Below are 13942 nucleotides of genomic sequence, written 5' to 3' on the forward strand. Positions count from 1 at the left end.
TCCATGTCCAATTCTTCCTCAGTTCCTAACTCCTTATTATCACTGCCGAATTCAGCGTCTTCCAGTGAAAGAGAACCGTTTTTGCGGTTTCATCTAGAGCCGGATACAACCGCACTCTTACCCTTACCTCAATTGGCTGAAGTATTTAACATTCACATCAGTCAAATTGTGCCCATTGCTCACATGCCATCATGGATTAGGGGAGTCTACAACTGGCGGGGCGAAATTTTATGGATAGCGGATTTGGGGCACTTAGTTGGACTGACTCCCAGCTACCAACAGCGTCGCAGTACTTTAATGTATACAACTGTTGTACTGCACTCGCTCTCTAATCCTGCAACTTCTACCACAGTTAAGCCACAACTACTCGGTGTTATTGTTAATCGACTGGAAGATATTGAGTGGTGTGATTTAGAACAAATTTACTCCCCACCATCATCTACCGTTCATCAAGATTTACTGCCCTTTTTGCGCGGCTACTGGGGGAAATCAGATGATGAAATGTTAGCCGTTTTCGATGGTGAAGCGATTATGGCGGCGATGCCGAAGCACAATGTTTAAATAGGAACTCTCTTGAGCCTTGAACGATCCAAACTAAGGTTCAAGTTGGGTCACAACAGTAGACTTTCACTCAACTTTTGTGACCCATTTACCTAACCCTACAGGTAACGGTGTAAGCTTACCGTGCATCTCCTTGGCAAACATTTAGGTTGAGGGAAAAATCAGCAATCCCTCTTCCGTTTTCTCATCCCTCCCTCAGCCCGAAGCAACAATTAAAATACCTCGTCCCTGAGAAGATATCCCCGTTTTCTACCTTTTCTCGTATTCCCTTCAACGACATCAACACTCTCCTTTGCTTTCCTGGGGTTTGGACAAAATAACCAACCATCAGCTACTTAGCCCCCATACAGAATTGCTTCTATGACACAGATTCCCCCTCAAAATTCCTTTACTAAAACTTCCAATGAGTACCCTTTCGCTCCTAACAATTTACCCGTTGGGGATGAAACGCCTGTGATGGAAGAATCGGCCTCTTCCCCTACTCTGCTGTCTTCCGAAAAACCTGAATCTTATTTACAGAATTTAGACCTTTCTGTGCAAGAGCAGCAAACTCCTTGGAAGCGCTTCTCCAATCAAGCTTTTATCAGTTTACGAACCAAGGCAACAGCACTGGCTCTCGCCATCGGCACAATTCCCGTGGCGCTAGTTGGAACAACTGCCTATTTGACCGCTAGTACAGGAATTAAGGCGGAAATTATTCAAAATGAACAACATAATACTGCAAGCCTGCAACAAAAATTAAATCTCTTTGTCAAACAGCGCTATGAGGACATCGTCATACTGTCTAAGTTCGATGCCTTCACCAATTCTCAGGTTCGGAATTCCCTCACCTCTGAGGGAAAAAATGCCATCCTCAAGGATTGGATAGACTCTGGCAAAATCTACAACAGTATAGTTGTATATAACCCTCCTCAACGGGAAACCATTGCCTCAGCAGGCGATAAATTTGACCTAGAGCCGGTGTTGAAGGCGGACTATACTCAAGCTGTGTTGGAAACCGATCGCCCCATCATTGTCGATCCGCGACAAAGCCTAACTCAGGGTGTGGGTTTTAGTTTTTATACCGCTGCTCCTGTTAAAGATAAATCCACGAACAAAACAGTCGCCCTTGTCCGTACCCGTGCCTCAATGGCTGCCGTGAAAGACTTCTTCTATCAGGGCGAAGCCAATCTGGGTCGAGAATTTTATATCACGGATTCTCAAGGGAAAATTACGGCATCTAGTAACCCCAAGGCAGTCGAGAAAAACCTAGCAGACCTATTCCCCAAACTATCTTCCCGGCTCCAGAAAGGGGGTAAGCAAAAGCTCACCACGATCCTTTCTGAGAAAGGGCAGGAACAAATTTTCACCTACGTTCCCAACGAAGAACTGCGTCGAGCTTATGGATTGAATTGGAGTCTGGTGGTTGCCCGCCCTACAGTGGTGGCGTTTGCTCCTCAAAGACAGCTTCTCATCACCCTGCTTTTGGGGACGGTTTTTTTCACGGCGCTAGTAGCTGTAATTGCGATTACAATCGCCAACCGAGCCACACGTCCAATTTTAGAAGCGACCGATGCTGTGGTCAAAATTGGTCAGGGAGACCTGAATACTCGCTTGATCGTACAAGGTGATGATGAACTGGGCTTGTTAGTCAATAACATCAACGATATGGCGGGTCAGTTGGGCATACTCTTGCACGAAAAAGAACGAGTCGCCGATGAGCAACGCCAACTCACGGAACTCTTGCAAAGTCGGGTGTTGGAACTCTTAGAAGAAGTCGAACCCATTAATGATGGAGACCTCACCATTCGGGCAACTGTGACCGCCGATGACATTGGGACAATTGCAGACTCCTACAATTTCATGGTGTCCAACTTGCGTGAAATTGTCACAAAGGTGCAATTTGCCGCTACTAACGTTGCTACAACCACCAGTAACAACGAACAGTCGATCCAAGCGCTCTCCCAAGAAGCAGTACGTCAAACCGAGGAAATTACAGTAGCCCTCAAGCAGGTGCAAGAGATGGCTCAATCGGCGCGACAGGTGGCACTCAGTGCGGAAAAAGCAGCAGAAGTGGTACGCAGAGCCAGTCAAACCGTGGAAGAAGGCGACGCGGCAATCAACCGCACGGTAGAAGGGATTGTGGCAATTCGAGAAACGGTTTCACAAACCCGACAAAAAGTCAAGTATCTTGGGGAGTCGTCGCAAAAGATTTCCACGGTTGTTAACCTGATTAGTGAATTTGCCTCTCAGACCAAGATGTTGGCGTTTAATGCCTCGATTGAAGCCACGCGTGCTGGGGAACAAGGGCGAGGGTTTGCGATCGTTGCAGATGAAGTGCGAACACTAGCGCAACAATCGGCAGAAGCTAGCCGAGAAATTGAGAAGTTAATTGCCGCCATCCAGGGAGAAACCAATGAGGTAATCGCCGCCATGGAAGAGGGTACTGAGCAGGTGGTGATGGGAACCAAGTTGGTGGATGAAACACGGCATACGTTGAGTAAGATTACCGTTGCATCTGCTGAGGTGAGCCAATTGGTCGAAGAAATCGCTCAAGCGGCGATCGAGCAATCCGGTGTATCGGAAACGGTGACTCAAACCATGACGAATGTGGCTCAAATTTCCGACAAAACCTCCCAAGAAGCCACTGTTGTATCCTCCTCCTTTGAAGAACTCCAACGGGTTGCCAAGGCTCTACAAGAAGATGTTGCCCAATTCAAAGTCAGTTAATCTGTTCAGGTTATAGCCTTCAGCCTTCAAAATTCCAACTTTCAACCTTCCAACGTACCCCTACGGGGAACGCTCTCGCGTTCAACCTTCAACTCGTGAAATGGCAGTCAACCCTGATATCCGCGACCACGCTTATAAGTTTTTCATAGAAGAAGTTCCTGAGTTTTTGCAGGTACTCGAAGCTGGGTTACTGACACTCAAGCAAGAGCGTAGCAATACCCACATCCATAGCTTAATGCGAACCGCTCACTCCATTAAAGGAGGAGCAGCGGGGGTAGGATTAGAGGCGATCGCCACCTTGGCTCACCGCTTGGAAAATCTGTTCAAGGCTCTCTACAGCGAAACTGTAGAGGTCGATACTGAACTAGAAAGCCAACTGCTCTCGGCTTACGACTGCCTGCGCTTCCCTCTTATGCAGCAGATGGCATCCGGTCAATTTGACGCCGCGCAAGCCTTAGCAACAGCCGAACCCATCTTCACCCAGTTGGAACAGCGATTAGGGGACGCCTTTGCCCAAGTGGAACATTTCGACATCCCCACCTCGGCTCAATTAGGGGTCGATATGACGATATCGATCTTTGAAGTGGATGTTGGACAGGGACTAGAGCAGCTTGCCAGGGTTATCCGTCACCCGCAAGATTACCAAGTGGCGGGAGAATTACGTCAACAAGCAGAGGTATTTGTCGAGCTAGCTGAAATTCTCAACAAGCCAGGATTAGGGGTAATTGCTGAAGCCGCTCTATCTGCACTCAACGTTCATCCGGAACAGGCACTCAAAATTACACAACTGGCTCTGGCGGATTTTCAAGCCTACCGAGAAGCTGTGCTAACGGGGAATGCGACCCCCGACGGAAACCTCTCGTCGGCTTTGTTGGAACTGTCTCAGGCATCCGTCGAGTTTCCGGCTGAGCAGGAGCCACTCGTACCCAACTGGAGTGTTAATCAGCAGAACGAGTTCGGGGCTAATCACCCTTTTTTTGAGTTTGATGCACTCGACGATGCGATCGCGGAATTAGAGAATTTCGCGTTTGCTTCTGACGAGAGGGAGGGCAACCCATCCACAACCCATGCCACCGATCCAAATCAACCCTTCTTCTCGCTCCTACTTGATTCAGAACGGACGCAGGGGGAGAGAGGAGGTAATGGCAGCGAAGTAGAAGAACTGGCAAGCTGGGAGGAACTGTTACTCGACGCGGCAGCGAGTGCCGAAATAGAGGCGTCTGCCCCAAACTCCCTGATTCGGCTGACCTCAACGCTCAAGGGACTTCAACACCAACAGGGAGACAAAGCGACAGGGACAAATACCTCAGAAACTATTGATGTAACGGCTCAAGCGATTGAAACCCCCTCAATCGAGAACAGCCCCAACCACACATTCCAGTTATCACCAGAGACAACGCCACTCAAGCCAAGCTCAACCCCAATTCATCAGGAGAACATACCCGTCACGCCAACGGTTACGGTGCGGGTTGATGCCGAACGCCTGGAACGGATGAATAATCTAGTCAGTGAGTCTGCTATCCGCCGTAGTGGTCTTTCCCTGGAGAATCGTCAACTTCAGAGTTCGGTGCAAGAACTGCTGAATCGAGCCGATGCGATCGAGCAAATCGTCGAACAGTTGCGGAAGGTATCCGACCAAACCCTTGTTCCTGAGCGAAACTATAACCCCCAAACCGTTCCAGATTCAGTCAGTCAAATCAGAGAATTCGCCACAACTCAGGCTGATTTTGACGCATTGGAAATGGACAGTTACGGAACCTTGCACTCGTTACTGCAACGGTTTCTAGAAGACATGGTTCAGTTGAAAGAATCCGTGGCGGATATTGGCTTATTTGCGAAGCAATCCGACCGAACCCTAGACCAACTGCGTAAAATGCTCACGAACCTCCAGGATGAGTTCGTTTGGGCGCGGATGTTACCTCTAGGTGAAGTTCTCAACCGTTTTCCGCGCATGTTGCGTGATTTATCCACCACTTATCACAAACCCGTGACGCTGAAATTAAGCGGGACAGAGGTACTGGTTGACAAAGGTGTCTTGGAAAAAATATATGACCCTTTGTTACACTTGCTGCGGAATGCTTTTGACCACGGCATCGAACTCCCAGAAGTGAGGCGTCAGCAGGGGAAATCCGAGCAAGGTGTGATTGAAATCAAAGCCTACCACCAAGGAGGGCAAACCATTATTGAAATCAGGGATGATGGTCAAGGTCTAAACTTAGAAGCGATTGGTCGTCGCGCTTTGGAACGGGGATTAATTTCACCCGAACAACTGTTACATGTGTCGGAAAATCAGCTAAGGGATTTCATTTTTGTGCCGGGATTTTCTACCGCCAAGCAGGTGAGTGAACTGTCAGGGCGGGGAGTGGGGATGGATGTGGTGCGATCGCAACTCGAAATCCTCAAGGGCACACTCACCGTGAACTCCACACCAGGAGTAGGCACCACCTTTACCATCGGCTTGCCGCTTACGCTGACAAGTGCCAAATTAATTGTGGGCTTGGTGGGTTCCAAAGCAATTGCACTGCCGTCTGACAGCATTGAAGAAATCGTCTTGCCCAAAGCCAACCAGATTCAACGCCACGGGACTCAGCGATTTTTGCCGTGGCGAGGACAAACCGCGCCCATTTATCGAGTCGCCGACCTCTTGGATTATGGCTATCCGGTGCCAGAAACACCTCTGGGTCGGGCATTGGTTGTAGAATCGTCTTCAGCGGATTTAATCCCACCGTTGCTAGTTTTCCATCGGGGGCAACAGGTGTTTGCCCTGGAAGTTGATCATTTGGTAACCGAACAAAAACTGGTGATCAAACCCTTTGGTGGGGTGGTGGCTCCCCCTAGCTATACCTACGGCTGTACAATTTTAGGGGATGGCAGCTTGATTCCTGTGATTGATGGTGTGACCTTAGTGGAGCAATCACTCGGTCAAGAGTCTCAGACCACTGCGATCGCTACTCTATCAGAGTCAGAGCCAAGCATCGAATTCGACCCTGATCGCACCACCACAGATCATTCCCATGCATCGGTTAACCCAACCTTGACATCGCTCAATACGGCAACCACTCCTACGGTTTTAGTGGTGGATGATGCGGCTTCTTTACGGAAAACTTTGGCAATGAGCTTGGAAAGAGCGGGTTACCGAGTCTTGCAAGCTGGGGATGGTTGGGAGGCGCTCAAACATTTGCAATCCAATGCCCAAGTGAATCTAGTCATTAGTGACATTGAAATGCCGAATTTGAATGGCTTTGACCTTTTGAACCATCGTCGCCAAGACCCTCAACTTCAGAAAGTTCCGGTCATGATGCTTACCTCCCGTAGCAACGACAAGCACCGACGCTTAGCCATGCACTTAGGCGCGACGGCTTATTTTACCAAGCCCTACATTGAACAAAGCTTTTTAAAAGCGATCAAAGATATTCTCAACTAATGCATCTAGGAGAGAGATTTTCAGCCTTCAAGCCAGAACCGATGCCCATTAGAGGCACCGGCTCCATCGTTTGACCTGAACTAAACGACTCATCGCCTCAAGCCGCAACCGAAGCTTGGGGTCGGGCAAAAATCATCCGCCCTGCTGAAGTTTGCAACGCCGATGTGACAACAACCCGCAGTTCGCCACCAAGGTGATTCAGCCCCTCTTCAACCACAACCATTGTCCCATCGTTGAGATAGCCTACTCCCTGCGACGGTTCTTTGCCCTCCTTGAGGATTTTTAACTCAATACTGTCGCCGGGTAGATAAATCGGACGCACGGCTTGAGCCAGGTCGTTCACATTGAGTACAGGTACCTTCTGTAAATTGGCAACTTTACTCAGGTTGTAGTCGTTCGTTACTAGGATGCCATTGATATCCTGGGCAAAACGCACCAATTTAGCATCTACGGTGTTAACGTCTTCATAATCAGCCGGGTGAATCACCAAACGGTCTGGATAAGCTTGTTGCATCCGATTGAGGATTTCCAAGCCACGACGTCCTCGAACTCGTTTTTGATCGTTGGCGGCATCAGCCAGTTGCTGCAACTCCTGCAAGACGAACTGCGAGACCAGAATTTGTCCTTCGACAAAACCTGTATTCAGCAGTTCTTCGATGCGACCATCAATAATGCAGCTCGTGTCCAAAACTTTGCTAGAAGAGGGTTTCAGGGTGCCTTCTGCCACCAAAATGGATTCTATGCTGTTGGGGTTAATTAGCCGCAACAGCGCTCGACCGTGAGTATCGGCTAAGCTGACTCCTAAAAAGGCAAACATGACACTGCCCAAAATCCCAGCCAGGGGCTTAATAAAACCAAAATCCAAGGGGAGGGGTATTAAGAAAATGGGTGCCAGCATCAAGTTGGCGATCAGGAGTCCCAGTACCAAGCCAACGGCTCGAGTCAAAAGCACCTCGATGGGCATCTTGCGAACTTGCGCTTGGAAGCGACGGTAGGTTACCTGCGCCATCAAGCCCACCGCAAATCCAATGATCGCACCAAAGCCCGCTGTGACCCAGCGTAACGCCTCCACATTGGAAACCTGAGCCTGGGCGGAGTGAGGCAGCAATTCAACGGCATCGAACCCGATCCCTGCTGCTGCTAGGATGAATAAAAGAATGATGACAAAATCAAGCATCGTTCCAATCCAAGTAATTTGGGTGATATTCCATAAGGAATTGAATAGACAAAAGAATGATATTCGACAATCAGATTCATTATATCTTTCACCTCATTTTGTCTCCTTGTGCCGATCGGCTTAGATAAACTTCCAATTTACTGGTATAACGAGCAACAATATTTAATCTTTAGATTGTCTACCTCAAACTGTATTTCTCACTTCAGCTTTACTGGTGCATCTATAATGGCAGCCCTGAACTGAAATTTTTTGAGTTGGACTTGTCTAGCCCTAAATCCGAGCAAGAAACTCATTTTATTCATCAGTGTTAATCAAGTCTTCAGAATTAGGGTCATCATTGAAGCCTGAGGGCGAAAAGAAAGTGGTCAATTCATTACAAAACGCTGAGAAAGTTATTCATTCTAAAGCTCCTCGTTCTGCCTATATCCATATTCCCTTCTGCCGACGCCGCTGCTACTACTGTGATTTTCCGGTTTCTGTGGTGGGCGACAAAGCGACGGGGAGTACCTCAGGCACCATCGAGCAATATGTGGGTGTATTGTGCCAAGAAATTGCCACAACAGTAGCGTCTGGCTGCTCTTTAGACACCGTTTTCTTTGGCGGTGGGACGCCGTCGCTGCTATCGGTAGAACAGCTAGGACGCATTTTACAAACCATTGACCAACAGTTAGGGATTGCCCATCAAGCCGAGATTTCCATGGAAATAGACCCAGGAACATTCAGCCTGGAACAGCTTAAAGGATACCAGACTGCCGGGGTGAATCGAATCAGTTTGGGGGTTCAGGCGTTTCAGGATGAATTGTTGAAGGCTTGTGGGCGATCGCACAACGTTACAGATATCTTTGCATCTGTGGATTTACTGCGCCAAGTAGAGGTTCCCGACTTCAGCCTTGATTTGATTTCTGGCTTACCCCATCAAACCTTAGATCAATGGCAGGAATCCCTGGAAACGGCAGTTCAGCTAGCCCCCACCCATATTTCCTGCTATGACCTGATTATTGAACCCGTTACCGCCTTTGGACGGCAGTACGCGCCGGGTGCAAAGCCCCTGCCAACCGATGACACCGCCGCCCAGATGTACCGCCTCGCGCAGCAAATTCTCACCCGTGCGGGTTACGAGCATTATGAAATCTCTAACTATGCTTTGCCCGGTCATCAGTGCCGTCACAATCGAGTCTATTGGGAAAACCGACCCTACTATGGTTTTGGCATGGGAGCGGCTAGCTATGTACAAGGTCGTCGGTTCACTCGTCCTCGGACTCGGTGGGACTATTATGCTTGGGTACAACAATTAATTGAAGCGGATGGTGTCCTAGATGAGCCGGAGCTATCCGAAACAGATGTTCTGTTAGAAACTCTCATGCTAGGACTACGTTTAGCAGAAGGAGTCAATTTATCTACCCTAATTCAGAAGTTTGGAGATAAGACGTTAGAACCGATTTGGACGGCTTTACACCCTTACTTCTACAAGGGCTGGATAGAAGTGGTTGAGGAAGATAGAGCCGTTATTGATCAGCCAAACCCCCAAAAACTGCCCTCGAATGGACGGCTAAGGCTAAGTGACCCAGAAGGATTCTTATTTTCCAATACAGTTCTCGCTGATTTATTTAAGAATTTAGACTAAAGTCTTAACTAAATGAAATGATTGATAGCTTTAGTTGAGTGGGTCAAAATGACTGTGTAGCCAAAATTACAAAACGCTGGATTGGAATTACACATCCGGAACAACAGGTCGCAACATTGTATCAAGTTATAGATATTGCTAGGCTATAATGCCGCCTCCGACATGGTTAAGTATTACTGGATGAACCAGGCTGCTGGACACAAAATCATTACGCTCATGGATCAAGATGAGATTACGGCACTGGGTGCTTCCCTAAGACTTATCGATCAAAAGCTATTAACCCCCACCAAGGAGGAAGGCACACGTCGAATCTGGTACCAGGGTGGGGAGCCTTATTTTGATGTGTTTGTGGAACTACGTCAGGGGAAAATAGAGTGGTTTCAATTTACGTTACGTGGTAAATCACTTTCGTGGAATCCACGCACTTTTGGCTGGCAAACTGGCAGAACTAATGAAATGCGAACCGATGACCTTACCTTCTATCCCGCGAGTAAATTGATTGAGAGCGATAAGCAGCCAGATGCTCAATTAATCACATTAGCCCAATCAATTCTGCAAACTCGTGCGGGGGAAGAAATTTTTGACCAGCTATTAACCTTGTTTGATAACCTATAGAACACTGATCATTCAGTATAGAGTTAAAGCCCTAAACTCAATCTTTCCGTCAGCCAGATAGAAATTTAACCTTGTTCTGTAATAATGGCTATTTGTGCCAATTACGGAAAAGGAGGGTATTTTATGGCTGGCAGTAACGTTGGTGCAGATTTGTGGGTGAGCGAGTACATCACGCCTTGGGATATCTATGTTCATGGCATAACAAAAGTTCTGGCCTACAAAAAAACCGAGTACCAAGAGATGTACATCGTTGAAACGGGTGCTTATGGCAAAGGGCTAGTGTTGGATGGAAAATGGCAATCTTGTACAGGCGACGAGTTTCTCTACCATGAACCCCTTGTCCATCCAGCGATGATTTGTCATGGAAATCCTCGGAATGTTCTCGTTTTGGGAGGCGGTGAAGGCGCTACAGTACGAGAAATTCTGCGGTGGAAGACGGTTGAACAGGCGATGATGGTGGACATTGACGGTGAGGTGGTAGAGGCTTGCCGCGAACACATGCTGGAGATGCATCAAAATGCCTTTGAGGATGCGCGTACCAAGTTGGTGATTGGTGATGCTCTGGAAGTGTTAGATACGACGGATCAGAAGTGGGATATTGTGATATCAGACCTCTCTGACCCGATTGAAGAGGGACCATCGTTTCAACTGTTTACGAAAGAGTATTTTGAGAGAGTGCAGCGAGTGCTCGCACCGGGCGGATATTTCGTGCTACAAGCTGGCTCTGTTTCTCCTGTGGAACTGACTCTACACGCTCGTTTGGTGAAAACTCTGAGTACCGTGTTTCCTCACGTTCATTCCTATAGCTCTCATACCCCTAGCTACGGTGCACCTTGGGGTTTTGCGATTGCTTCAGCCGAAGCGATTGCTACCCAACCCGATCCTGCAACAATCGACCAGTTGTTGAGCGAAAAAACAACAGGTGGCTTTCGCTTAATTGATGGGATGAGCCTGTTGGGACTTCTGCAAACCCCTGCTCATATCCGTCATGCGATCGCCCAAGAAACTCAGGTCTATACTCTGAAAGAACCACCGAAGTTTTTTGGAAAAGGATCACGCGGAGCAGAGGCTTGAAGCTACCTCTGGCATAAGTGTGCGCTTCATCTTAGCTAGCCTGGGTGAGCCTTAGCCCAGCCATGAATCAGGACAGGACAAAAACTGGGCGTTTGGCTGCCTACTGCAAACATTGGCAATCGTTGGGGCGTTATTTCAGTAATAGGTAATGGGTGATCAACAACTGATGACCCATTACTTCACGACCTGAAAATTGTCAAAATGGGTTACCAGAATGTAAGGATTTATTGCAATAGCTAAAAAATTAACCTACCTGTTACTGTACCACAGCGTACAATTGCCTACATTACCTGTACTGTTTAAAATTCCATTCTCTCAGGGTGCAAATACTCTTACTCCTAGCGTAGCGATCCCATCCTAAAAAAGCCAAAGAATGGCTTGTGGTTGACAGTACGACAACCTTGAAGGGGAATAAGAACCCCTACGCGAATATAGCCATGCAACATCAACGCTAATACCTGGAAATTACTCATGCAGCCTAATGGCCTGTCCATTCAGTCATTAGCTTTAACTCATGCGATTGACACTCATTTTATGACCGTGGCACCCGATACCCCACTGGTTGATGTCTTAGCGTTGATGAGTCAATTTCGGAGCTGTATGCTGCCTGATGGCGATCGCAATTTCCACAAAAACCCCTATGAAGTGAACAGGGACAGAACTGAGATTGACTGCATGGGTCAGGCAGGAAACGCAATTTTTGAGCTCAGCGATACAGCAGATGGCTGCGTCTTGGTAACTGAAAAATTGCAGCTAATTGGGATTTTCACAGAACGAGATATTGTCAGGCTAACGGCTGACGGTATTTGCTTAAAAAGCCTCAACATGGCTGAGGTGATGACACGACCTCCGGTGACGCTGAGACAATCACAGGAACATGATGTTTTCACGGCACTTGGGCTATTTCGTCAACACCACATTCGCCACCTCCCCATTGTGGATGAACAGGGGCAACCGGTGGGAATTGTCACCCACGACAGTATTCGCCGTGCTCTGCAACCCGTCAATCTGCTGACACGACTGCGGTATGTCAAAGATGTGATGACAACCCAGATTGTTCATGCTTCTGTCAATTCTTCCGTGCTCTATTTAGCCAAACTGATGACAGAACATCAAGTTAGCTGTGTGGTGATTACCGAAGAAACAAAACTGCAAGAGATTAACACTCAACATTCTAATTCTTCATTCCCAATTTCCAGTTCTCAATCTCTCATTCCCGTTGGCATTGTCACAGAACGAGACATCGTGCAGTTTCAGGCATTGGAACTGGATTTGTCGCGCATGATTGCTCAAGATGTGATGAGTACACCACTCTTTTGTCTACGTCCCTCCGATTCTTTGTGGCACGCTCATGAAGAGATGCATCGCCATCATGTGCGACGCTTAATTGTCATTGGTAGCGAGGGAGAATTAATTGGCATTGTTTCCCAAACCAGTCTGCTACAAGTGCTGAACCCAGCAGATATGTATGGGGTGATTGAAGTCTTACAACAGGTAGTGGAAGAACGAACGGCTGAGTTAAAGAAAACCAATGAACGACTGCGCCATGAGATTGTTGAACGCGAACGTGCGGAATTAGCTCTGTTAGAGGCGCATGATCACTTAAAAATACAGGTTGAGGAGAGGACGGCACAGCTAACCCAAGCCAATGCCCAGTTACAGCAAGACATTTTGGAACGCCAACGGGTAGAGGCAGCACTGCGGCAAAGTGAAGCAAAATTGAGACAACAGGCAACCCAGCTAAGACTGACTCTCGAAGAACTGCACTCCTATCAAACGCAGCTAATTCAGACCGAAAAAATGTCAGCGCTGGGTTTGTTGGTTGCGGGTGTAGCTCACGAAATTAACAATCCCATTAATTTTATTTACGGCAATATTGCTTACGCCAGTCAATACATAGAAGACATCATGGATTTGCTGCAACTGTATGAGCAGCAATATCCCCAGTCCCTCATAGAAATTCAGGAAAAAGCCGAAAAGATTGACCTAGATTTTGTGAGAACCGACCTACCTAAACTACTCAGTTCCATGAAGCTGGGAGCTGATCGCATCCGAGATTTAGTCCTCTCTTTACGGAATTTCTCTCGCTTGGATGAAGCGGAGATGAAATTTGTTAATCTGCACGAGGGACTTGATAGCACTTTATTGATTTTACAGAATCAGCTCAAAGCAATAACTGGGCGTTCGGAAATTAAAGTGATTAAAGAGTATGGCAATCTGCCCCTAGTGGAGTGTTATCCAGGGCAACTTAACCAGGTCTTTATGAATCTTTTGAGCAATGCAATTGATGCCCTAGAAGAATTGAGAACCCTGAGTGCACATTGTGCCAATTGCAATTCTCAACATTCCCTCCATGCCCCGACCATTACCATTCGCACGGGGCTTAAGGAAGTGAGGAGTAAAGAGTCGATTGCTGACTCGCCATCCGATCGGATGGCAACACCACCCATGTCCACCCTGCACGCGGTGATCCGAATCGCCGATAATGGTTCGGGGATGACAGAGTCTGTATGTCAACATTTATTTGACCCTTTTTTTACAACAAAAGCGGTTGGCAAAGGTACAGGCTTGGGTTTGTCAATTAGCTATCAGATTGTGGTGAAAAAACATGGTGGGCAGATCAAGTGTATTTCTGCCCTAGGGCAAGGCACTGAGTTTGTGATTGAAATTCCAATTGCACAACGAAATCCGGCGACAGGATTTGTCCTAGACAGCTTGAAGTCGTCTTTTATTGAAGACTCTAAGGTATAACATTTGT

At 47.6% G+C, this 13942-nt stretch carries 8 protein-coding genes; 7 read left to right on the forward strand and 1 reads right to left on the reverse strand.

Translation table 11 applies throughout. The annotated features are described in order from the left end of the window. Nucleotides 1-3: 3 nt before the first annotated feature. The 3 genes from MIC7113_RS25675 to MIC7113_RS25685 all read left to right on the forward strand — a co-directional run bounded on the left by MIC7113_RS25675 (nucleotide 4) and on the right by MIC7113_RS25685 (nucleotide 6694). Nucleotides 4-561, forward strand: coding sequence for a chemotaxis protein CheW (locus MIC7113_RS25675; RefSeq protein WP_015185120.1), 558 nt, complete (start codon nucleotides 4-6; stop codon nucleotides 559-561). Between the two features lie 360 nt (nucleotides 562-921). Next, nucleotides 922-3270 (forward strand): methyl-accepting chemotaxis protein, encoded by a 2349-nt coding sequence (locus MIC7113_RS25680; RefSeq protein WP_015185121.1) that lies wholly within the window; start codon nucleotides 922-924, stop codon nucleotides 3268-3270. Nucleotides 3271-3370: 100 nt separating this feature from the next. Beyond that, nucleotides 3371-6694, forward strand: a complete 3324-nt coding sequence (locus tag MIC7113_RS25685) for a hybrid sensor histidine kinase/response regulator (RefSeq protein WP_015185122.1) — start codon at nucleotides 3371-3373, stop codon at nucleotides 6692-6694. A 97-nt stretch (nucleotides 6695-6791) separates the two neighbouring features. Here the strand turns inward: MIC7113_RS25685 and MIC7113_RS25690 are convergent, their stop codons facing one another. Further along, nucleotides 6792-7871, reverse strand: a complete 1080-nt coding sequence (locus MIC7113_RS25690; RefSeq protein ID WP_015185123.1) for a PIN/TRAM domain-containing protein — start codon at nucleotides 7869-7871, stop codon at nucleotides 6792-6794. Between the two features lie 361 nt (nucleotides 7872-8232). On the opposite strand from MIC7113_RS25690, the gene hemW reads away from it, so the two are divergent. The 4 genes from hemW (at nucleotide 8233) to MIC7113_RS25710 (ending at nucleotide 13935) form a co-directional block, all read left to right on the forward strand. Then, nucleotides 8233-9495 (forward strand): radical SAM family heme chaperone HemW, encoded by a 1263-nt coding sequence (hemW, locus tag MIC7113_RS25695; RefSeq protein ID WP_041781282.1) that lies wholly within the window; start codon nucleotides 8233-8235, stop codon nucleotides 9493-9495. 162 nt (nucleotides 9496-9657) lie between these two features. Then, the gene (locus tag MIC7113_RS25700) at nucleotides 9658-10110 is read left to right on the forward strand and encodes a hypothetical protein (protein WP_015185125.1); all 453 of its coding nucleotides are present in this window, start codon (nucleotides 9658-9660) and stop codon (nucleotides 10108-10110) included. A 123-nt stretch (nucleotides 10111-10233) separates the two neighbouring features. Then, nucleotides 10234-11184: a fused MFS/spermidine synthase gene (locus MIC7113_RS25705; protein WP_015185126.1), complete on the forward strand. Its 951-nt coding sequence runs from the start codon at nucleotides 10234-10236 to the stop codon at nucleotides 11182-11184. A gap of 471 nt (nucleotides 11185-11655) precedes the next feature. Next, complete coding sequence (locus MIC7113_RS25710; RefSeq protein ID WP_015185127.1) at nucleotides 11656-13935, forward strand: CBS domain-containing protein; 2280 nt, start codon at nucleotides 11656-11658, stop codon at nucleotides 13933-13935. Nucleotides 13936-13942 lie beyond the last annotated feature (7 nt).

Source organism: Allocoleopsis franciscana PCC 7113 (genome assembly GCF_000317515.1).
Classification (GTDB): Bacteria; Cyanobacteriota; Cyanobacteriia; order Cyanobacteriales; family Coleofasciculaceae; genus Allocoleopsis; species Allocoleopsis franciscana.

Bases quoted from the DNA above. Each gene is read 5' to 3' on its own strand.
- MIC7113_RS25700 (WP_015185125.1), top strand. From the start codon at position 9,658: ATGGTTAAGTATTACTGGATGAACCAGGCTGCTGGACACAAAATCATT.
- MIC7113_RS25675 (WP_015185120.1), top strand. From the start codon at position 4: ATGTCCAATTCTTCCTCAGTTCCTAACTCCTTATTATCACTGCCGAAT.
- MIC7113_RS25680 (WP_015185121.1), top strand. From the start codon at position 922: ATGACACAGATTCCCCCTCAAAATTCCTTTACTAAAACTTCCAATGAG.
- MIC7113_RS25710 (WP_015185127.1), top strand. From the start codon at position 11,656: ATGCAGCCTAATGGCCTGTCCATTCAGTCATTAGCTTTAACTCATGCG.
- MIC7113_RS25705 (WP_015185126.1), top strand. From the start codon at position 10,234: ATGGCTGGCAGTAACGTTGGTGCAGATTTGTGGGTGAGCGAGTACATC.
- MIC7113_RS25690 (WP_015185123.1), bottom strand. From the start codon at position 7,871: ATGCTTGATTTTGTCATCATTCTTTTATTCATCCTAGCAGCAGCAGGG.
- MIC7113_RS25685 (WP_015185122.1), top strand. From the start codon at position 3,371: ATGGCAGTCAACCCTGATATCCGCGACCACGCTTATAAGTTTTTCATA.